At 57.8% G+C, this 19,969-nt stretch carries 20 protein-coding genes; 12 read left to right on the top strand and 8 right to left on the bottom strand.

The window, feature by feature from the left end; all coding sequences use genetic code 11:
• Positions 1-45: 45 nt before the first annotated feature.
• Positions 46-540: a flavin reductase family protein gene (locus OE750_RS01175; RefSeq protein ID WP_263760507.1), complete on the bottom strand. Its 495-nt coding sequence runs from the start codon at positions 538-540 to the stop codon at positions 46-48.
• Positions 537-1,628, bottom strand: coding sequence for an LLM class flavin-dependent oxidoreductase (locus tag OE750_RS01170; protein WP_263760505.1), 1,092 nt, complete (start codon positions 1,626-1,628; stop codon positions 537-539). The genes OE750_RS01175 and OE750_RS01170 overlap by 4 nt, the downstream gene beginning before the upstream one ends.
• A 144-nt stretch (positions 1,629-1,772) precedes the next feature.
• Here OE750_RS01170 and OE750_RS01165 point away from each other — a divergent pair, with 144 nt between their 5' ends.
• Positions 1,773-2,279, top strand: a complete 507-nt coding sequence (locus OE750_RS01165; RefSeq protein WP_263760503.1) for a winged helix DNA-binding protein — start codon at positions 1,773-1,775, stop codon at positions 2,277-2,279.
• Positions 2,280-2,337: 58 nt separating this feature from the next.
• Here the strand turns inward: OE750_RS01165 and OE750_RS01160 are convergent, their stop codons facing one another.
• Together OE750_RS01160 and OE750_RS01155 are read right to left on the bottom strand one after the other, a co-directional pair.
• Positions 2,338-3,900, bottom strand: a complete 1,563-nt coding sequence (locus OE750_RS01160; protein WP_263760501.1) for a phytoene desaturase family protein — start codon at positions 3,898-3,900, stop codon at positions 2,338-2,340.
• A gap of 3 nt (positions 3,901-3,903) precedes the next feature.
• A complete protein-coding gene (locus OE750_RS01155) occupies positions 3,904-4,695 on the bottom strand; it encodes a cyclase family protein (protein WP_263760499.1) in 792 nt (263 codons plus the stop codon).
• Positions 4,696-4,809: 114 nt separating this feature from the next.
• On the opposite strand from OE750_RS01155, the gene OE750_RS01150 reads away from it, so the two are divergent.
• Genes OE750_RS01150 through OE750_RS01125 form a run of 6 tightly spaced genes read left to right on the top strand, consistent with a single transcriptional unit; the run spans position 4,810 to position 11,507 of the window.
• Complete coding sequence (locus OE750_RS01150; RefSeq protein ID WP_263760497.1) at positions 4,810-6,378, top strand: phytoene desaturase family protein; 1,569 nt, start codon at positions 4,810-4,812, stop codon at positions 6,376-6,378.
• Positions 6,379-6,405: 27 nt separating this feature from the next.
• Positions 6,406-7,932, top strand: coding sequence for an ABC transporter substrate-binding protein (locus OE750_RS01145; protein WP_263760496.1), 1,527 nt, complete (start codon positions 6,406-6,408; stop codon positions 7,930-7,932).
• Positions 7,933-7,992: 60 nt separating this feature from the next.
• Positions 7,993-9,003, top strand: a complete 1,011-nt coding sequence (locus OE750_RS01140) for an ABC transporter permease (RefSeq protein ID WP_263760495.1) — start codon at positions 7,993-7,995, stop codon at positions 9,001-9,003.
• On the top strand, positions 8,996-9,847 hold the full coding sequence (locus tag OE750_RS01135) for an ABC transporter permease (protein ID WP_263760493.1): 852 nt from the start codon (positions 8,996-8,998) through the stop codon (positions 9,845-9,847). Before OE750_RS01140 ends, OE750_RS01135 begins: the two co-directional genes overlap by 8 nt.
• The gene (locus OE750_RS01130; RefSeq protein ID WP_263760491.1) at positions 9,844-10,713 is read left to right on the top strand and encodes an ABC transporter ATP-binding protein; all 870 of its coding nucleotides are present in this window, start codon (positions 9,844-9,846) and stop codon (positions 10,711-10,713) included. The genes OE750_RS01135 and OE750_RS01130 overlap by 4 nt, the downstream gene beginning before the upstream one ends.
• A 38-nt stretch (positions 10,714-10,751) precedes the next feature.
• Positions 10,752-11,507 (top strand): ATP-binding cassette domain-containing protein, encoded by a 756-nt coding sequence (locus OE750_RS01125; RefSeq protein WP_263760489.1) that lies wholly within the window; start codon positions 10,752-10,754, stop codon positions 11,505-11,507.
• Between the two features lie 34 nt (positions 11,508-11,541).
• On the opposite strand, the gene OE750_RS01120 is transcribed toward OE750_RS01125, so the two are convergent.
• Positions 11,542-12,261, bottom strand: coding sequence for an anti-sigma factor domain-containing protein (locus tag OE750_RS01120; protein ID WP_263760487.1), 720 nt, complete (start codon positions 12,259-12,261; stop codon positions 11,542-11,544).
• Entirely contained in the window at positions 12,258-12,827 is a 570-nt protein-coding gene (locus tag OE750_RS01115) for a sigma-70 family RNA polymerase sigma factor (protein WP_263760485.1), read from the bottom strand. The genes OE750_RS01120 and OE750_RS01115 overlap by 4 nt, the downstream gene beginning before the upstream one ends.
• Positions 12,828-13,083: 256 nt before the next feature.
• Here OE750_RS01115 and OE750_RS01110 point away from each other — a divergent pair, with 256 nt between their 5' ends.
• From OE750_RS01110 to eno, 4 genes are all read left to right on the top strand, one after another.
• Complete coding sequence (locus OE750_RS01110; protein WP_263760484.1) at positions 13,084-13,866, top strand: DUF4394 domain-containing protein; 783 nt, start codon at positions 13,084-13,086, stop codon at positions 13,864-13,866.
• Positions 13,867-14,133: 267 nt separating this feature from the next.
• Positions 14,134-14,547 (top strand): Fur family transcriptional regulator, encoded by a 414-nt coding sequence (locus OE750_RS01105; RefSeq protein ID WP_263760482.1) that lies wholly within the window; start codon positions 14,134-14,136, stop codon positions 14,545-14,547.
• 125 nt (positions 14,548-14,672) lie between these two features.
• Positions 14,673-15,563: a DMT family transporter gene (locus OE750_RS01100; protein WP_263760480.1), complete on the top strand. Its 891-nt coding sequence runs from the start codon at positions 14,673-14,675 to the stop codon at positions 15,561-15,563.
• Positions 15,564-15,767: 204 nt separating this feature from the next.
• The gene (gene eno, locus OE750_RS01095) at positions 15,768-17,042 is read left to right on the top strand and encodes a phosphopyruvate hydratase (RefSeq protein WP_263760478.1); all 1,275 of its coding nucleotides are present in this window, start codon (positions 15,768-15,770) and stop codon (positions 17,040-17,042) included.
• 147 nt (positions 17,043-17,189) lie between these two features.
• Here the strand turns inward: eno and OE750_RS01090 are convergent, their stop codons facing one another.
• Both OE750_RS01090 and dksA read right to left on the bottom strand, forming a co-directional pair.
• The gene (locus tag OE750_RS01090; RefSeq protein ID WP_263760476.1) at positions 17,190-18,377 is read right to left on the bottom strand and encodes an FAD-dependent oxidoreductase; all 1,188 of its coding nucleotides are present in this window, start codon (positions 18,375-18,377) and stop codon (positions 17,190-17,192) included.
• Positions 18,378-18,451: 74 nt separating this feature from the next.
• Entirely contained in the window at positions 18,452-18,874 is a 423-nt protein-coding gene (gene dksA, locus OE750_RS01085) for an RNA polymerase-binding protein DksA (protein WP_263761180.1), read from the bottom strand.
• 182 nt (positions 18,875-19,056) lie between these two features.
• Between dksA and OE750_RS01080 the strand changes: the two genes are divergently transcribed.
• Positions 19,057-19,896 (top strand): AAA family ATPase, encoded by an 840-nt coding sequence (locus OE750_RS01080; RefSeq protein WP_263760474.1) that lies wholly within the window; start codon positions 19,057-19,059, stop codon positions 19,894-19,896.
• The last annotated feature ends 73 nt before the right edge of the window (positions 19,897-19,969 follow it).

The raw sequence follows: 19,969 nt of genomic DNA, 5'->3' as shown, positions 1-19,969 counted from the left end.
CGGGCCTGAAACATGACAGCTCAATACAGTTAGCGCGGCTGCTCGTCAGTCTTCGAAGGGGTGGAATTTGCCCTTCCAATAGACAAGCGCCCCGCGACGGGCATTTTCCTGCACAGCACGAACAGAGCCTATCACGATAGAATGGGTTCCCCGATCTATCATCTCTTCGACTTCACAATCAAAGGCAGCCGGAGCGCCCTCCAGCAAAAGCGCACCTGTTTTTGCAGTCGTCCATTCTGCGCCAGCATATCTGTCTACCCCGCTCACTCCGCCAAAGCCGGCAAAGTTCTCGGCAACCTTTTGATGCGCAGCACCAAGTGACGACCAGCCGAAGGTTCCGTATTTCTTCAACAAAGGCCAACTCGAAGAGGCACGGTTGACGCAGGCAAGTAATAAAGGCGGCTCTGCACTCAACGACGTTGCCGAAGTCACCACAAGCCCGGAGCGGTCATCACCGTCCCCGACCGTGATGACCGAGCAGTTCCCCACCAACGCGCGCATCGCGTTGGTGAAGCTCTCTTTTGGCAGCAATTGGCTCATCGAATACCTGCTTCAGCAAGAAGCGGCAGAACTTCGTCGCGGAAGTAAGGGAATTCTTCCACATAATCGACAAACGAAAGGGTCGTTCCGGAAAATCCGGTTTCATGCAGCTTGAGAATCCCGTCTGCAACCTGACGGGGAGTCCCGACCAGAGGGAAGCCTCCATGGCCCATTGCAAACAGGTTCTTGATCTGCGCCAAAAGGTCATGCGGGAAGGACTGCGCATGAGCGAATTGCAGGTTCACGAGGTTGTCCACGGCGTCCCAATCCGCCAGATCGCCCATCAACTGGTCGCGCAGGGCGGTGGCCTCCTCCTCGGTCTCTCGGCAAATCACATGGCTGAAGGTAAGCACCCCGACATCGCGCCCTTTGGACTTGGCCAACTCTTTCAGTTCCCTGATCTCCTCGACAGATCTCTCAAGATCAATCGCAGGCGTAAAAAGATAGTCTGCATTGTCGGTCGCGAAAGCGCGGCCAATACCCGAGCCGGCCGCATTCAGGATCGGTGGCAGCCCGTCAACCGGCTTGGGCGACCCCGCAACATGCTTGAGGTTGAAATATTTTCCCGCCCAGTCGAAATACTCTTCCGAAGTCCACAACTTCTGAACAATATCAAACCACTCCTGCGCATAGCCATAACGCGTTTCATGGTCATCCGGCAGGGTCAGCCCAAGGGCTTCGTATTCAGGCTTGTTCCAACCCGCAACGATGTTCAAACCGGCGCGCCCCTTGCCCACATGATCCATCGTCGCAATCTGCTTGGCGGCAACGACAGGATTGTTGGCTGCGGTATGGAGCGTCGCAAAAACGCTGATCTTCTGAGTGCACGCCAGCAACGCGGTTGCCCATGTCACCGTCTCCAACACATTGCCATGGAAGTCGGTTTCTCCGCCGTAGCCGATCCAGCGCGCAATCGGCAGCATAAAGTCGATCCCGGCCTCGTCCAGCATCTTCCCCAGCTTCAGGTTGTTTTCCCAGCTGTTCTCCCAGCGCTCGGCCATCTTCGTCACGGTCATGCCCGACGAACAGTTCGACGAGAAAGTTCCCAGCTTAAAGCCTTTCGGCTCTTTCATCATATTCTTTGTCATTGTTGCTTCCCTGTTAGGATAGATTTTTAATTGTATTTTAGACTTAAAGCTTCGAACGATTCGTTCTTTCAGTCAAATAAATTCGGCGATACGGTCAGACGAACCACCGGAAGGTTAAGTATCGTGACCGAAAAAGAACCAGGAATGAGTGACCCCCTCTGGCATCTCTCCGAAAACAGCGAAGAGCTGACATGCACCGAACTCGAATTTGCTTTGATGCGCTGCTATGAAGCATTCGGACGCTGGCAGTCCGAGTGCCTTGCATCCGTCAGCGACACAGTCGTGACAGGGCCGGAGAACGCGCTTTTGCATCTGGTCCGAATGAACAACCGCGCCAAAAGCATTAAAGAGCTTGCGCGGCTGACAAACCGTGATGACATCCCGAATATCCAATATTCCATGCGCAAACTGGTCTCGGAAGGTCTGGTGGAAAAGCACGGCTCGGGGCGTACCGGTGTCACCTACAATGCCACGGTCAAGGGAGTCGAGGTCACCGAGGAATACAGTGATTTGCGAAAGCGCTTGCTGATTGAACAACTCGAAAGCCAACCGCAACTGGGCGAACAGCTCAAGGCCGCAGGCAAGGCTCTCAACACCCTTTCAGGCATTTACGAAGAAGCATCAAGAGTGGCCGCTTTGTATCGGCGGTGACGTGATTGGCCATACCACCCGCAAAGCGCGGAACGGCCCGCACTTCCGCAAAGCCCGCTCAGGCGCCCAATTTCTTGGCCAGATTAAACCCGGACCCGCCGCCCAAACCCGGGCCGGGATGGGTTGATGCGCCGATGTGATGCAGGTTTTTAAAGCCCGTCGCGTTGTTCACCTGTCCGGCGAACGGCCGCCAGACAAAAAACTGGTCAAGCGTACAAGCCCCCCCATAAGGGTCACCGCCAACAAGGTTCACATTCATCTCTGCCAGATCAGCGGGTGAATAGGCCCGCCGCTTGAGCTTGATCCTGTCCCAGTTGGTGATATGTGCCGCCAGAATGCCCTCGATCCGGTCGGCGAAGGCCTCTCGCATCGCTTCGCTCCACTCCGCTTCGGTCACGATCTCGCCGGCGGCATCTCCTTTGATAACGCTCGGCGCATCGGGTATCTGAAGCCACAACACCGCCTTGCCCTCGGGGCATCGCGTCGGGTCCAGCCGGTGCGGTTGTCCCACACAAATTGTCGGAACGGCTGGTAACATGCCACGCTCGGCCTCGTTGCTGGATTTGGACACTGCGTCAATCCCGTCTGTCAGATGGATCAGAGCCACATCGTCAAGCCCTCCGCACGCCCATTCGATTGGTCCGTCAAGTGCATAGTGTAACTGGAAGTTTCCGCGACCATGGCGAAACTTTTTAGAGGGTGCAGGTGTTTCTTCTCCCGCCAGCAGCCCTTCATACAACTGCCCGGGTGCTGTGCTGGCAATCACGTTTTTCGCAAGAATCCTCTCGCCTTCCGCCGTCACAATCCCGACAGCCTTGCCTTGCTCGATGATGATTTTGCGCGCCTCAACGCCGGTTCGGACTGTCCCGCCATTGGCCTCGATAAGCGCTTGGAATGCCGCAGCCGCCTGTCCTGCCCCGCCTTTCACAACGGGCGCGCCCGCCGCCTCCAGCGCAAAAGCAATGACACGTGACATTTGCCCGCCGTAGCTTGCCTCGGGTGTCAGCCCGACATGCAACACCCAGGGCGCCCAAAGGGCCTGCACAGCCGGCGAGGTATATTGCGTCTCAAGCCAGCCGCGCGCAGGCTCCAGCGCCTCACCGAACCACGCTTTCAGCGGGCCAAGCCCCTTCTTCCAGGCCTCTTTGGCCATGAGCCATGCGGCCTGCCGCGACCACAAAGATTGCCCCAAAAGAGAAAACAGGAAATCTGCATCCCGCTCGATCGCGCCAACATCCGTGGCGTGCTGATCGCCGTCTCCTGCGGCACGCGCATTGAACGCAGCGATATTTTCCGCGCGGTCCATGCTCAAAACCAGAGCTGACCCGTCAGGGCGCAAGGCCGCAGTCGGATGTGGCGAATGGCAAAACTCCAGACCGTGCTTCGCCAGATCAGAGCCCAGCACCCCGTGCGCAGGTCCGGTGAGAAACAAAACAAAGGTCGCAGCCATCACATCATGATGAAACCCCGGCAATGTCACCTGATCGGAGGTGAACAAACATCCTCCGATCCTGTTTTCACGTTCGACCACCAGAACACTGTCGCCCTTCTTTGACAACATCGCGGCAGCCACCAGAGCATTTATGCCCGACCCGATAATCAGGTGATCGAACTGTGCCATATCCTAACCCTTGGGAACCAGAGCCAGCGCCCTTATCGGGCTGCCTGTGCCGTTTTTGATCTTGAGTGGCGTGGCAATCAAAATAGCGCCCTTCGCGGGAAGCTTGTCCAGATTGGCCAGTGAAGCAAGGCCGAAGCAATTATCGCGGTGCAGCAGGTTATGCGCAGGATAAGGCGGTTCCATCCCGCCCGCCTGCCCCGCATCCGTGCCGATGCACTGCGTGCCCCAACCCACGATTTTCTTGCTCAGAAGATATTCGATGCAATCAGGTGTCGGCCCGGGTGAGTGCGGGCCGTTTTCATCCGCGTTCAAAAACTTGTCCTCGTCGTCAACGCGGCTGTCCCAATCGGTGCGCATCACAACCCATTCACCTGCATTGATATCACCATGTTCTTTTTCCCAGGCCTTCACAGCGTCGGCCGTGAGCAGGAAGTCTTCGTTCTCGGCGCTTTGCTTTGAGCAATCAATGACATTCACAGGCGCGATCAACCGCTGGACATCCAGCTTGTCAGTATAACCGTCCTCATAGTCCTTGCCGGTGATCCAGTGGTGGGGCGCATCAAAATGCGTGCCCGAGTGCTCCCCCAGAACCATCCAGTTCCAGGCAAAGAACGGGCCGTCATTGTCGTATTCGCTGATTTTGTGAATCTCGACTTTGGGTGTGTTTTTGGCAAAATCCGGCGGAAGTTGCAGAATCGGCGTGTTCGGGCCCAGCACACCTGTGCAATCCACAACTTCGACAGCCCCGGAGGCCAGCATGGCCCCCAGATTGGTTACTACATCTGTTGCATTCATCTGAATATCTCCCTGATCTTCGCGTATTTCTGCATCGCGATTGAATGATGAAACATTACTAGACAAACTTATATGCGTTTGCAATTATCTTGCAAGCGAAGGATGCTGGAACCTATGTCAAACTCACCGGACGCAGTCATAATCGGAGCGGGCCACAATTCTCTGGCCTGCGCATGTCACCTTGCTGCACAAGGCTGGAAGGTCGCGGTCTATGAACAATCAGACACTCCGGGCGGTGCCGTAAAGACCGGTGAATACACCCTTCCCGGCTTCCGCCATGACTGGGCCGCGATGAACCTGTCGCTGTTTGCCGGTTCGGCATTTCACACCGGATATGCCGGAGAACTGGCCGAAAACGGGCTCGCCTTTGCCCCGACGGCTAATCCCTTTGCCTCGGTGTTTCCTGACGGACGCTGGCTGGGTATTTCAAACGATACCGCGTTAAACACGGCCCGCGTGCGCGGCTTTTCCGTTGCTGACGCAGCGGCTTGGGCCGCCCTGACCGAGGCGTTCCCCGAAGAGGCAGAATCCGTTTTTGCAGTTCTAGGCACCCCCATGAATTTGCGCGCGGTTTCATCTTTGGGCTGGAAGACATGGCGCAAGCGCGGGGGCGGCGGTACGCTTGATCTGGCGCGCTTTCTCATGATGTCGCCGCGCGCCTGGCTTGATCAGACATTTGAATCCGAGCATGTCAAAGCAACCCTCGCCGCATGGGGGATGCATCTGGATTTTGCCCCCGATATCGCGGGTGGCGCTGTCTTTCCCTATCTGGAGGCGATGGCGGGTCAGGCCTTCGGAATGGTCCTGGGGCAAGGCGGGGCCGATACGATTACACGCGCCATGGTCAAGATGCTCCACGCGCGCGGCGGCACGGTGCATTGCGGGCAGACCGTCACAGCAATCACCCACGCGAGCGGCAAGGCAAGCGGGATCACTCTGTCCGACGGCACCGTGGTAGAAGCCCGCAAAGCCGTGATCGCCAATGTTTCTCCGTCAGCGTTGCTGAAGCTGACAGGCGGAACCAACGCACCACGCCATGACCAAGCGATGCAGGGCTTTCAACATGCCCCCGGCACCATGATGATCCATCTGGCAATGGATGCCCTCCCCAACTGGACAGCACCCGAACTCAAACGCTTTGCCTATGTTCACATGGCCCCCTCGATGGACCAGATGGCACGCACCTATGCACAGGCCAAGGCGGGGCTTCTGCCTGATGAACCGGTAATCGTCTGCGGCCAGCCGACAGTGGTTGACCCGTCACGCGCACCCGCAGGCAAGCATGTTTTATGGCTGCAAGTCCGCATGGCTCCGGGCCAGATCAAGGGCGATGCGGCGGGCACAATTGCCCAAACCGACTGGGCCGATGCCGCCGAGCCCTTCGCAAACCGCGCCTTGGATATTCTGGAACGCTACGCCCCCGGCACGCGCGCCAACATATTGGGCAAACACATCGTAACGCCCGCCATGCTGGAGGCCGACAATCCAAATCTCGTCGGTGGCGATCAGGTTTGCGGAAGTCATCAACTCCACCAACATTTCATGAACCGTCCCGCACGCGGATTTGCGGACGGCACGACCCCCCTCAAAAACCTCTACCACACCGGCGCCGCAGTCTGGCCCGGTGGAGGAACCGGCGCGGGCCCCGGAACGATGCTCGCCAAAAAACTTGCAGGAAAATAAGTCCGACACCAACAAGGGAGAAACAAAATGAAACTGTCCAGAAGAAGCCTATTGAAAACCTCGGCTGCGGCCACAAGCCTTGCGCTTGCCGGCCTGCCATCTTTCGCACAGGCAATCGACGAATTGGTCATCGCCTATAACGTCAACCTGCCCAGCTGGGACCCCACCGTGGGCCTGTCAGGCGTAAACCCGACCATTCAAGGATTCTACCAATCGGTTTTTGATCTCTACATCCCGCAAAACCCCGACCTGTCCTTCGGCTCGGGCATCATAACCGATTACGGCTGGTCAGATGACAACAAGAGCATCTGGATGGATGTGCGTGAAGGCGTAACCTGGCACAACGGCGATCCGCTCACCGCTGAAGATGTGGCATGGTCGCTCGCCCGTGTCGGAAACCCCGAAACCGGCAGCCCGATCCAGTTCATCTGGGGCAAGATCACCAACATCAAGGCCGACGGCAACCGTGTCACCGCCGACATGCCCGAATACGAGCCGACATTCTTCAAATGGATGTCCTTCCTGACGGGCTATGTGATGCCCAAAAAATATTATGAAGAAGTCGGCGCAGACGGGTTTGAAGCCGCCCCGATCGGCAGCGGCCCCTATATGGTAGAAAAGTTCGAACGCAACGCGTTTGTCCGCCTCAAGGCCAACGAGAATTACTGGGGCGGCGCACCGGAATTCAAGACTGTCACGATCAAGTTCGTCACCGATGCCGCGTCGCGTGTCGCCGAGGTCGAATCCGGCAACAGCCATGTCACACTCGAAATCCCCTACGAGGAATTCGACCGCTTGAAAGCCAAAGACGGGCTGGCTGGCGTGGCCGAGCCCGTGTCTGATATCGCGATGATTTTCATCAACGATATCGAGGTCATGACAGACCCCAACGTGCGCAAAGCGGCGGCACATGCCATCGACAAACAGTTGATCATCGACCGGCTTCTGTCGGGCTACGGCGTTCCCATCGACACGATGCAAACACCCGACTATCTGGCCTATGACGACAGCATCAAAGTGCCCTATGACCCCGAGCTGGCAAAACAGCTACTGGCAGACAGCGGCTATAGCCCTGAAAACCCCGTCAAATTCAAAATCCAGACCACAAAGGGCTTCAAGCCCAAGGATTATGAAATGGTTCAGGCCATCGTCGGCCTGTGGCGGCGCGTCGGGATCGAGGCCGAGATCGAAGTATACGAAATCGCCAAGCACTTCGAGTTGCGCGCAGCCGACCAGCTCGCACCCGCTGCCTTCTACAACTGGGGCAACTCTGTGGGCGATCCGACAACCTCAACAGGGTTTGCGATGTTCGGCCCCTCCCCTCACTCTGTCTGGGATGGCAAGGAAACCTTTGAAGCGATCCTGCCACTCTGGGGCGAAGCGGACGAGGCCAAACGCATCGCAGGCTGGAAAGAAGTCGACCGCAGGGTCGCCGAGAACGCAGAGGTTATACCGCTGATGCAATATGTTCAGCCGATCGTTCACGCTGCAGGTGTCAAAGTAACACCGCATCGCTCGGGCGCTCTCCTGCCGCACCTGATGACCCGAAGCTAAGGATCATCCTTCCGACCGATGGGCTGGCACAGGCCAGCCCATCCTTTCCAGTGGACCCCAATGACCCTATTACGCAAATTTCTCCTCCGGCTGATAACAACCGCCGTCACCCTTTTTGGTGTCGCCGTCATCGTGTTTATCGTAATCAGGGTTGTTCCCGGAAACCCGATCGCCATGATGTTGCCCCCCGGAGCAACAGACGCCGACATCGCCCGCTTGCAGGCGCAATACGGCTTTGACAAATCCATATTCGAACAGTTCCTGATCTGGCTCGGCGGCGTCATGCAAGGCGATTTCGGCCAGTCTATATCACTGCGCCAGCCGGTATCCTCGCTGGTTCTGGGCCGTTTGCCTGCCACACTGGAACTGTCGGTTGTCGCCCTGATGATCGCCGTGGTCATGGGCGGTGCTCTCGCTTTGCTCGGCACACTCTATCGCGGAACACGAACCGAAGGCGCGGTTGACATAAGCGCCGGAATGGCCCTCTCGATCCCCGATTTCCTGTGGGGACTGGTGCTGATCCTGTTGTTCGGGGTGCTCTGGCCGGTCTTTCACATCTCGGGCCGTATCTCGCCCGCGCTCAACACGGACTTCGCAACCAACTTCTACCTGTTCGAAGCCATCCTGCGCCTGAAATTCGATGTCGTCGCCGACCTGATCGCACATATGTTCATGCCGGCTTTGGCACTGGCAATCCCGCTCGCCGCAATCATTGCGCAACTTTTGAAACAGTCTCTGAAAGAAACAATGCATCTGGATTATGTGACCCTGGCCCGCACCAAAGGCTACAACGAAAACCACATCATCACCCGCGAGGCCCTGCCCAATGCGATATTGCCGACACTGACATTGGTGGGGGTCCAGTTCACCTTTCTGATCGGTGGCACTGTCATCATTGAGCGGCTGTTCAGCTATGAAGGATTGGGAAATATGGCCATTGATGCCGTGATCAACCGTGATCTGCCGCTGATACAGGGCATTGTGATCCTGTTTGCGCTTCTGTTCACCCTCGTCAATCTGGTTGTCGATATGCTCTACGCAGTGCTCAATCCGAGGTTGCGCCATGCGTGATGCGCGCGGCAACATACGGCGCCCCATCGGTGCGCGCCTCTGGCTCTCCGGTGGCTGGTTGACACTGCTGGCGCTTGCCGCCATCTGCGCACCCCTCATCGCACCCAAAGACCCGCTGATGCAGGATTTGTTCCTCGGTCGCATGCCGCCTTTCTGGATGGAAGGCGCAGAGCCGGGGTATCTGCTCGGCACAGATTCACTGGGCCGGGATGTGCTGTCCCGCATCCTCTATGGCGCACGTCTGGCGCTGGTTGTGGCACTGGTCGCAGGCACGCTGACTTGCGTAGCTGGAGCAACTTTGGGGCTGGTTTCAGGCTTTTACCGTGGCTGGCCCGACCGGATCATCAGCCGGTTTGTAGACATCTGGATGGCCTTCCCGCCAGTGTTGTTTGCCATCCTGCTCATCGCGGTGCTTGGTCCGGGCCTTCTGTCGATCATCATCGCCATTGTCATCATCGACTGGACCCGTTTTGCCCGCGTCATCAGGGCCGAAGCCATGTCGCAGGGGGCGATGGATTATGTCGCCAGTGCGCAGGTCGCGGGGCGCACGCGGTTTGGCACGATGCTGGCCGAAATCCTGCCCAACGTATTGCCAACCATTGTGGCCTTGTTGACACTTGAGATGGGAATCGCCGTGATCGTCGAAGCTATCCTGAGTTTTGTGAACCTTTCAATTTCAACAGACAGCCCCACATGGGGCGGGATGATCTCGGAGGGCCGGACCAGCGTCCATCAGGCATGGTGGGTTCTCGTCTTTCCACTGATCACCCTCTTTCTCACGGTGCTCAGTTTTTCCCAACTTGGCGAAGGGTTGAAAGACCGCTTTGATCCGGTGCTGAGATGAGTGGCTATCTTTCCGTTCGCAACCTGACCGTTGCCTTGCAAACAGGCGAGCCGATCCTGCGCTCCGTCTCGCTGAATGTAGCGGCGGGGCAGGTTCACGGGCTTGTTGGCGAATCCGGCGCTGGCAAATCCATGATCGGCAAAGCGGTTCTGGGCACACTGCCAAGGGCCCTGCATGTCATATCCGGTGAAATCTGGCTGGATGGCGTGGACTTGTTAAAGCTCAGCCCTGCGGCGCGGCGCAAACAGATCGGGGCCACCGCAGCACTGATCCCCCAAGATCCGCTGACCGCCCTCAATCCCTCAAAGCGTATCGGGCCACAAATCACACGGCGCCTGGTCGATATTCTCGGCTGGAGCAAACAAAACGCCCAGGCCCGGGCGCTCGAACTGCTCGACGAGGTGCATATCCCCAACCCCGAGCGCGTGATGCGCAGCTATCCGCATGAGTTGTCAGGCGGGATGCGCCAACGCATTCTGATCGCGTCTGCCTTTGCAGCAGAGCCCAAACTCATCATAGCCGACGAACCCACAACCGCTTTGGATGTGACCGTGCAAAAACAGATCTTGCGACTGATTGCGGAAATGCAGTCCCATCACGGAACGGCGCTTCTGTTTGTGACCCATGATTTGGGCGTGGTGTCCAAAGTCTGCGATAGCCTGTCGGTTCTCTATGCGGGAAAGGTTCTTGAAGAGGCGCGCATGCACCGTTTCTTCATGCATCCCGTTCACCCATACTCCGCCGCGCTGCTGGCCGCGACACCAACATATACCAACCCGATAGACAGCCTGTTGCCTGTCTCGGAGACGGTGATTGAAGCTGTCGAACAGGAAGTTCTGGAACATGACATAAGGGCAAGCCGATGATCTACGAAATACGGGATCTCCACCTGTCCTTGCCTGATATGACACGCAAACCCCTTCTCGGGGCAACGCCACGCATCGAAATCCTCAAAGGGCTGAGCTTTGATGTGCCAAAAGGCGCCGTGCTGGGGATCGTGGGCGGCTCGGGCTCCGGCAAGTCGACACTGGGTCGCGCCATGTTGCGGCTGTTAGAGCCAACAGGCGGCCAGATCAAATTCAAAGGAATCGACATCACCCACATGAACGAGAACCAGCTCCGCGGAATGCGCCAGCAGTTCCAGATGATCTTTCAGGACCCGATGTCATCACTCAATCCGCGCCGCCGTGTGGGCGGAATAATCGCCGGTCCGCTGCGTTTGCACGGGGTGGAGAACCTTCCCGCAAAGGTCAATGAGGCGCTGGACATGGTCGGCCTGCCCACAACATTCGCCAGGCGCTATCCGCACGAACTCTCCGGAGGGCAACGCCAGCGGGTCGGCATTGCCCGAGCAATCGCCCTTCGCCCCGACTTTATTCTAGCCGACGAAATCGTATCGGGGCTGGATGTTTCCTCGCAAGCGCAAGTGCTCAATCTCCTCGCCGATCTGGTGCGCGAACTGGGGCTGTCACTGGCGTTCATCAGCCACGATCTGTCCGTCATCCGGCGGCTGTGCAGCCGTGTGCTCATACTCCACAAAGGCGAAATCGTTGAAGAAGGCGAAACAACAGAACTCTTTGAAAGCCCCAAAGCGGCCTACACAAAAGAGTTGCTGGCCGCCATCCCCCTGCCCGACCCCTACCAGAAATGGGATGTGTAAACTGCGATCACCAGCGCCGCCTCCCGGGGTCCGCTTATATCTGATCCGCAGCAAAGCCCTTGCCGATGATCGGCCCCGTCGGGCGGCCGGTTGGTGATCCGCCGAGAGGCTCAAGCGTAACCTCGTAAAGTTGCTCTGCATTGGGGTCAGGCAAGTCCTCAAATGACAGACGGGACGCCGCCACGCCGTCGAGCACGCCAAGCGAAACCGGCCCCATATCTGCCGACGGAAGCGTCCAGACCTGCAAGGTCCGGTCAGCAGGAACAGATATATCCGCCACAAAACGAACCATCGCCGTATCATTACCATAGTCGTCAATAACCGCCTGCGGCACGCCTGCCGCATCCACAAGAACGGCCACAACCTTTGGGTCGGGCGCCTCTTGCATCCCGCCAAGACCAATCCCCGCAACAAGCCCCGCAATCGACGCGGCCATCAAACCGGCCACCCATTTTTTCGGGGCTACAGGCAGGTTGGCGGGCTGTGCAGCGGTGACACGGCTGGTTTCAATCGCGGCGAGTTGTGGTTCTGTGCTCAGCCTGCCCGAAAGCCGCTGTTCAAACCCGTCAGGCAGCTCGACAGGTTCCGCAGAGAGGTCCAGCGGCAACAACCGGTCACGCAAACGTCCGACCCGTTGCGCAAGTTCGGTATCACGCACCATGATCTCTTCCAGAAGGGCCGCTTCCGTCGGAGACAACAAACCAAGGACATATTCATCTGACAGGGCGATGATTTCGTCTGATAAACGGGTCATGTCAGACACTCCTTCAGGGCTTGCAGCCCTCTGCGGATCAGGGATTTGATCGTGCCGAGCGGCACATCCTGACGGGTTGATATTTCTGCGTGGCTGAAGCCAGCAACATGCGCGAGCAGAATGATATGGCGGCTTTGGCTGTCGAGCCCGCTCAGGCAATCACGGATGCGGCTTGGTCCCGCAAGAATTTCCCAGCCCTCATCAGGCACGATTCCTTGGCGGGCTTCCAGCAAGCTTGCAAGCTCGGCGGGTGGCAAGGTGCTCAGCCGTTTGCCATCGCGCAGAATGTTCAGACAACGGTTGCGCAAGATCGCGTAGATCCAGCCGCGCGCCGATCCGGCTTGCGCGTCAAATTGCTTTGCCTTGCGCCAAACCTGAAGCATCGCATCCTGAAGCGCTTCTTCCGCCAGATCACGTCGGCCCAGGATACGCTGTGCAACCCCCAGAAGCTGCGCGCCTTCACTGGCCAGAATAGCATCAACACCTGCCCCTTTGCCCGCAGTGCAATCGGCAATCGCACGAAAAAGCAGATTAGCCCGTGCACGCGCATCTAAATCTTCGCTCAAAGCACTATCCTTCCTGAAGCCGTGCGCAAACATACCTCCTCTCTATCGGAAAAGAGAAAACCTGTCATGGCCGGGCTGCTGCACCTGTCAAACACGCCAACAAACTAATCTCTTTCACTGGGGAAGACACGCGGCGAAGCGATACGGATGCATGTTTTTCAAAATTTTTGCATCCAGTTGCGCAGCTTGCGTGTCCTCTAGGTATGGACGGCGACAACCGCCGTGCTTTTGCAGTCCAAACTAAGGAAATTTAATCATGCTTCGTATCGCAGCTTTTTCGACAACCGCACTGACCTTATCTCTTTCAGCCGCCTTTGCCGCGCCCGCCGTTGGCCTCGTCGGCGACAAGACACTGGTGATGTTTGACACCGAAACGCTTGCCGTTTCCGGCACAATGGATGTGAAGGGCGTTGACAGCCTGCTTGGCCTTGATCTGCGCCCGTCCAACAACACTTTGGTCGGCGTCACCCCCGACATGCGCATCGTCAGCATTGATCCGGCCACAGGCGACACAACGGAAATGTCCACAATGGACACCCCCCTGCCTGTAACAGACCAGCCGGTAATCGTTGATTTCAACCCGATGGCCGACAAACTGCGCTTCATGACAGGAACAACCAACCACCGCGTCGATGTCGATTCCGGCGCTGTGACCGTGGATGGCAGCCTTGATTGGAAATCAGACGACATGCACGCAGGCGAGACACCCGCCATAGCCGCCGCCGCTTACATCAACAGCTATGGCAAACCCGAAAGCACCGCGATGTTTGATATCGATTCCACCATCGTTGCCGTGATCCAGCAGGTTTCACCGAACGATGGAACACTGGGCGCCATCGGCAAGCTGGGCCTTGAAGCCCCCGAGGCCAACTATGCCTTCGATATCCAGACCACAGCCGAAATGGAAAACATGGCATGGTTGATCAACGGCAACATGCTGTATTCGGTTGATCTCAAAACAGGGGTCGCCACCGGAGCAGGCATGATCGAAGGCCTCGACGGCATGATCCGCGATGTCGCCATCCTCCCTGCGATGTAAACAAACCCAAAGCCAAAGCCAAACGGCAACGCGACCCAACAGGCGTCGCGTTGCCGCCAGTTCAGACCGCGCCTTGCTCGCGTGCCCGTGTTCCAGCGCTCAACCGTTTGCCATTCCTGCAAACATCGTCCGAGCACACCAAGATTGGCCGGCATCAAGGCAGTTTCATACAAAGCCAGCTCACTGTTTAGCCCCCGTTTGGCCCTTAACTCTGGCCAACTCAGCGCCGCTCGGTTAAACCCGCGTGCAGACAAGATGAGCCATGCCATGACCGATACAATCATTTCCCGCTGTGAAGCCAAAGGCCTGCGCATGACAGGCCAGCGCCGTATCATCGCAACAGTGCTGCAAGAGAGTGATGACCACCCCGATGTGGAAGAGCTATACGCCCGCGCCTCGGCCCTTGATGCAGGTATTTCCATCGCCACAGTCTACCGCACGGTGAAGCTCTTTGAAGAAGCCGGCATCCTCGACAAGCTCGAATTCGGCGATGGCCGCGCCCGCTATGAAGATGCCGAGCGTGAACACCACGATCACCTGATTGATATGAACTCGGGGCAGGTTATCGAATTTGTCGATGAAGAAATCGAAGCCCTGCAAGAGCGCATCGCCGAAAAGCTCGGCTACAAGCTGAAGGGCCACCGCCTCGAGCTCTACGGCGTGCCGCTCAAGAAGGAATAATGCGCGCTTTCGGTGGCCTTATGTCCGTGCGCGCCCAGTCTCCACATTCTTAACAAGCGAAACACCTTGCACCCCTGCCCGCTTTCCCCGAAAGGTGTCGGGTAACATTTACGGACGCACATCCAATGAACAACCTGCGCGGAATCCTCCTTCTCACGGCGGCCATGGCGGCCTTTGCGGTTGAGGACAGCTTCATCAAGCACCTCACACTGTTTTTGCCACGCTGGCAAATTTTCCTCTGCCTCGGGGGGGCCTCCGTGGTTGTCTTCGGCCTTCTGGCCCGTGCGCAGGGCGTCAATGTCTTTGCCCGCCGCTACCGCACCAAAATCATCTTCTGGCGCACCCTCTCCGATACGGTGGCCGCTTCGGCCTTCATCACAGCGCTCTGGCTCGTCCCGCTGTCGACAGTTGCCGCCGTGTTCCAGGCCACGCCTCTGGCTATCACCCTTGGCGCGGCGCTCTTCATGGGCGAGCAAGTCGGCTGGCGGCGTTGGGCCGCAATCATCACAGGCTTCATCGGCGTGCTCATCATCATCCGCCCGGGCCTCGCGGGGTTTGATCCTTCCGCCCTCTTCGTTCTCATCGCCGTCGCAGGCATCGCCGCGCGCGATCTGCTCACCCGCCTCGTGCCGCCCAACACTTCCTCCATGGTCGTATCGTTTTACGGCTCAAGCTCCTTCGTTCTTGCCGTGCCGCTCCTGATGCTTTCAGGCGAGCCTTTTGTTTCGCTCACACCCACAACAGGCCTCTACCTCGCCATCGGCGTCTTTTTCGGCATCATCGGTTATTACATGATCGTCGTTGCCATGCGCTTGGGCGATGCCTCGGCCATCATGCCGTTCCGCTACACACGGCTCCTCTTCTCGATCATCCTCGGCTACATCGTCTTCAGCGAATCTCCCGATGCACTCACTTACGCAGGTTCGGCCCTCATCATCGCCTCGGGCCTTTATACCTTCCTGCGCGAGCGCAAACTCGCCCGCGGTCACGCGCCAGCCTCCTCGGCGGCGGTCTGATCAGTTTCGAATTGCGCTGTGCGCAATCCGATCCATGCGAGGGGGGCCAGCCCCCCTCGCGCTCCCCCCGGGATATTTCCGGCAAGAAAAAAGATCAAAGCTCATGCATTCCGAGGAAGTTGCGCCAATGTTGGCGCTACCGTCCTTGCGCATGACGCTGAGGCCCCTATGAACAGCACAACGCAATCAGAGGGACATCACACCATGAGCACCATCATCGACATTCACGCCCGCGAAATCCTCGACAGCCGTGGCAACCCGACAGTCGAGGTCGATGTGATCCTCGAAGACGGAACCATGGGGCGCGCTGCTGTCCCCTCTGGGGCCTCCACAGGCGCTTACGAAGCTTCCGAGAAACGCGATGGCGACACGTCCCGCTACATGGGCAAGGGCGTGCTGGAAGCCTGCGCCTCCGTCAACGGCGAAATCGCCGAAGCCCTCATCGGCATGGACGCAACAGAACAGGAACTCCTCGACGCGGTGATGATCGAGCTGGATGGCACACCCAACAAATCCCGCCTCGGCGCAAACGCCATCCTCGGCGTGTCCCTCGCCGCGGCCAAAGCCGCAGCAGACTTTTGCTCCCAACCCCTCTTCCGCTATGTCGGCGGCACATCTGCCCGCACGCTCCCCGTGCCCATGATGAACATCATCAACGGCGGCGAACATGCCGACAACCCCATCGACATTCAGGAATTCATGATCATGCCCGTGTCAGCGGAAAACATCCGCGATGCCGTCCGCATGGGTGCCGAAGTGTTCCACACCCTGAAAAAAGAGCTGACAGCCGCAGGCCTCTCAACAGGCATCGGCGATGAGGGCGGCTTTGCCCCCAACATTGCCTCTACCCGCGAAGCGCTTGATTTCATCCTGAAGTCGATCGAAAAAGCAGGCTACAAAGCCGGCGAAGATATCTACCTCGCGCTCGACTGCGCCGCGACAGAATACTTCAAAAACGGCAAATACGAACTGGCAGGCGAAGGCAAATCCCTCACCCCGCAAGAAAACGTCGACTACCTCGCAGCCCTCTGCGCCGACTATCCGATCATCTCGATCGAGGATGGCTGCTCGGAAGATGACTGGGAAGGCTGGAAAGCCCTCACCGACAAACTGGGCGACAAAATCCAGCTCGTCGGCGACGATCTCTTCGTCACAAACCCCGAACGCTTGGCCATGGGCATCGAGAAGGGCTGCGCCAACTCGATGCTGGTAAAGGTAAACCAGATCGGCACGCTCTCCGAGACGCTCAAGGCCGTTGATATGGCCCACCGCGCGCGCATGACAAACGTGATGTCGCACCGCTCGGGCGAGACCGAAGATGCAACCATCGCCGACCTCGCTGTCGCCACCAACTGTGGGCAGATCAAAACCGGATCGCTGGCGCGCTCCGACAGGCTGGCCAAATACAACCAGCTCATCCGCATCGAGGAAGCCCTCGGCGAGTCGGCCCAATATGCAGGCCGCTCGATCCTGAAGTAAGCTTACCAACACATGAAGCCGCCGTTCGCACTCTTCACGAACGGCTGCTTTTTTTATGAGCATCAGAAAACCGTTTTGGCGGTGCACGGGGGGTGCACGCATTGTGCACTCATATCACCCCCCTGGAATCAGCACATTTTGCAAAAGTTAACGCTGGTTTTGAACGGGCAAATCTGTGGTCACATCATAGCCGTAAAGCCAGTCAAACTGCTTCAGCATTTGCATCGGCGCAACGGCCCCGCCAAGCCGTAAAACACTGTGCGCCGCAAAACGTAGCGGGCCAAAACTCAAGTGATATTTCCACGCATTTCCCGTTGCGGTATTGATCACTTTTTCCGCCCTTGCGCGCCGCCAAAGCTGGTAGGTTTCAAGGCCTTGGCTCAGGCGCTCCGCTCTGTCCAAAGCCACGCCCATCGCCCAGGCATCTTCAAGCGCCATAACCGCCCCCTGCGCCAGAAACGGCAGCGTCGGATGGGCCGCATCGCCCAACAGGGCAAGGCTCTCACCATGCCAACGCACCGCAACAGGATGGCGGAACAAGCCCCATTGCTTCACCTCTCTCACCTCGGCCAGCATGGCTTTCGCCTCGGCCCCGAAGTCGTCAAAAGCAGCCTGCAAATTGGCGGGGTCGTCCTCCTGCATCCAGCTTTCGGCCAGCCACTTTCGCTGCTCCTCCACAGCCACCAGATTAACCATCGCACCTCCCTTCAGCGGATAGCTCACCAAATGCCGCCGCGGCCCCATATGCACCTGCACATCACTCCTGCGCCCCCAAAGGTTCGGCACAGTGGCCCGCCACGCGGCATTGCCTGTAAAGAAAGGTTTTTCAGCCCCGTTCAGCGCCCCTCGCACCACCGAATGCACCCCGTCACACCCCACGATAAGATCGGCCTCACGCACCTCGCCACTGGCCAAAATGATGCGCGCAAGCGGCCCGTCTTCTACGCTTTCAACCTTCTGCAACAACTGGATTTTCACACCTGCCGCACGCGCACCCTCCGCCAAAAGCTCAATCAAATCAGCACGATGAACAAAGTAATATTTCTGCGGCGAAAGCTGCGTCAAATCAAGCTTGAGCACCCCCGCACCGCGATAATCCTTGAGCTGCACGGTGTCCGCCAGAACAGCCCCGCTGGCCTCAAGCGCGCCCGCAAGCCCGAGCGCGCGCAGCACTGCAAGCCCGTTGGGCGAAATCTGCAAACCCGCGCCCACTTCGGCAATCTCGGGAGCCTGTTCCAGCACCGTCACATCGGCCCCGCGCAGCGCAAGAACACGGGCCAAAGCCAGCCCGCCGATACCCGCGCCGACAATCAGAATTTTCAGCCCTTTGACCATGGTTTTCTCCCAAACAAAAAGCGCCGGAACTCACGCTCCGACGCCCTGTATTTCTTCACCTTTGCAAGGCCTGCTCAGTCGTCGCGATGAACTTTTTCACGGCGCTCATGGCGTTCCTGCGCCTCAAGCGTCATTGTCGCAATCGGGCGCGCATCGAGGCGTTTCAGCGAAATCTGGTCACCGGTTTTCTCGCAATATCCAAACTCTCCTTCACTGATACGGCGCAAAGCTGCGTCGATCTTTGAAACGAGTTTGCGCTGGCGGTCACGCGTGCGCAGTTCAAGCGAGCGATCGGTCTCTTCAGAGGCACGATCGGCTGAATCCGGAATGTTGCGCGTGCTTTCCTGCAGCCCTTCGATCGTGTCGCGGCTGCCTTCCAGAAGCTCTTCACGCCATGTGATCAGCTTACGCCGAAAATACTCGAGCTGGAGTTCGTTCATAAAAGGTTCATCCTCGGCGGGACGATAGTCATCAGGCAGAAAAAGCTCTGCTTTCATTTCCTTTTCCTCTGCTGTTGAGCGCGTCATTGACATGGGTATCTCCTTCACTGAGCGCTGCTTCTGGGGGGCTAATACTCTGAAGAAAGCAGATTGTCACTACCCGATAACATCCGATTGCGGTGAATTTGCGTCTCGGTTAGTTTGCGAATGAAATCAATAAACAACAGGGCCACGTTCATATGAGATTTGACGGAACCGACGCATATATCGCCACGGATGATCTAAAGACCGCCGTCAACGCCGCCGTGACACTGGAACGCCCCCTCCTGGTCAAGGGCGAGCCCGGCACAGGCAAAACCGAGCTGGCCCGCCAGGTGGCCAAAGCGTTGGGCATGAGAATGATCGAGTGGAACATCAAATCCACCACCAAGGCCCAGCAAGGCCTCTACGAATACGATGCCGTCAGCCGCCTGCGCGACAGCCAGCTAGGCGATGCACGCGTGCATGACGTGAGCAACTACATCAAAAAAGGCAAGCTTTGGGAGGCCTTCACATCCGACGAGCGTGTGGTGCTGCTGATTGACGAAGTCGACAAAGCCGATATCGAATTTCCGAACGATCTCCTGCAAGAGCTCGACCGCATGGAGTTTCACGTCTACGAAACAGGCGAAACGATCCGCGCAAAAAACCGCCCCGTGATCATCATCACCTCGAACAACGAAAAAGAACTGCCCGACGCCTTCCTGCGCCGCTGCTTCTTTCACTACATCCGCTTCCCCGACATGGACACCATGCGCCAGATCGTCGAAGTCCATCACGCAGGAATCAAGGAACAACTGCTAACAACAGCACTCACGCAGTTCTACGAAATTCGCGATCAATCGGGCCTCAAGAAAAAACCGTCAACCTCCGAGGTGCTCGACTGGCTAAAGCTCCTGCTCGCCGAAGATCTGTCTCCCGAAGACCTCAAACGCGACGCAGGAAACGCTCTGCCAAAACTCCATGGAGCCTTGCTCAAAAACGAACAAGACGTGCACCTCTTCGAACGTCTCGCCTTCATGGCCCGCCAGAAACGTTAATCCGCTTTAGGCCTTTCTTATTGCCTCAAATATCCCGGGGGGGGGCAAAATTGCAGGTTTTGCACCAGGGGGG

It is taken from the genome of Lentibacter sp. XHP0401, from assembly GCF_025751535.1.
Lineage (GTDB): Bacteria > Pseudomonadota > Alphaproteobacteria > Rhodobacterales > Rhodobacteraceae > Lentibacter.
Note: the sequence above shows the minus strand (reverse complement) of the source record. Positions and strands in the feature narration are given on the sequence as shown.

Coding starts and splice junctions, on each gene's coding strand:
- OE750_RS01175 (WP_263760507.1), bottom strand. CDS start 540: ATGAGCCAATTGCTGCCAAAAGAGAGCTTCACCAACGCGATGCGCGCG.
- OE750_RS01170 (WP_263760505.1), bottom strand. CDS start 1,628: ATGACAAAGAATATGATGAAAGAGCCGAAAGGCTTTAAGCTGGGAACT.
- OE750_RS01165 (WP_263760503.1), top strand. CDS start 1,773: ATGAGTGACCCCCTCTGGCATCTCTCCGAAAACAGCGAAGAGCTGACA.
- OE750_RS01160 (WP_263760501.1), bottom strand. CDS start 3,900: ATGGCACAGTTCGATCACCTGATTATCGGGTCGGGCATAAATGCTCTG.
- OE750_RS01155 (WP_263760499.1), bottom strand. CDS start 4,695: ATGAATGCAACAGATGTAGTAACCAATCTGGGGGCCATGCTGGCCTCC.
- OE750_RS01150 (WP_263760497.1), top strand. CDS start 4,810: ATGTCAAACTCACCGGACGCAGTCATAATCGGAGCGGGCCACAATTCT.
- OE750_RS01145 (WP_263760496.1), top strand. CDS start 6,406: ATGAAACTGTCCAGAAGAAGCCTATTGAAAACCTCGGCTGCGGCCACA.
- OE750_RS01140 (WP_263760495.1), top strand. CDS start 7,993: ATGACCCTATTACGCAAATTTCTCCTCCGGCTGATAACAACCGCCGTC.
- OE750_RS01135 (WP_263760493.1), top strand. CDS start 8,996: ATGCGTGATGCGCGCGGCAACATACGGCGCCCCATCGGTGCGCGCCTC.
- OE750_RS01130 (WP_263760491.1), top strand. CDS start 9,844: ATGAGTGGCTATCTTTCCGTTCGCAACCTGACCGTTGCCTTGCAAACA.
- OE750_RS01125 (WP_263760489.1), top strand. CDS start 10,752: ATGACACGCAAACCCCTTCTCGGGGCAACGCCACGCATCGAAATCCTC.
- OE750_RS01120 (WP_263760487.1), bottom strand. CDS start 12,261: ATGACCCGTTTATCAGACGAAATCATCGCCCTGTCAGATGAATATGTC.
- OE750_RS01110 (WP_263760484.1), top strand. CDS start 13,084: ATGCTTCGTATCGCAGCTTTTTCGACAACCGCACTGACCTTATCTCTT.
- OE750_RS01105 (WP_263760482.1), top strand. CDS start 14,134: ATGACCGATACAATCATTTCCCGCTGTGAAGCCAAAGGCCTGCGCATG.
- OE750_RS01100 (WP_263760480.1), top strand. CDS start 14,673: ATGAACAACCTGCGCGGAATCCTCCTTCTCACGGCGGCCATGGCGGCC.
- eno (WP_263760478.1), top strand. CDS start 15,768: ATGAGCACCATCATCGACATTCACGCCCGCGAAATCCTCGACAGCCGT.
- OE750_RS01090 (WP_263760476.1), bottom strand. CDS start 18,377: ATGGTCAAAGGGCTGAAAATTCTGATTGTCGGCGCGGGTATCGGCGGG.
- dksA (WP_263761180.1), bottom strand. CDS start 18,874: ATGAAAGCAGAGCTTTTTCTGCCTGATGACTATCGTCCCGCCGAGGAT.
- OE750_RS01080 (WP_263760474.1), top strand. CDS start 19,057: ATGAGATTTGACGGAACCGACGCATATATCGCCACGGATGATCTAAAG.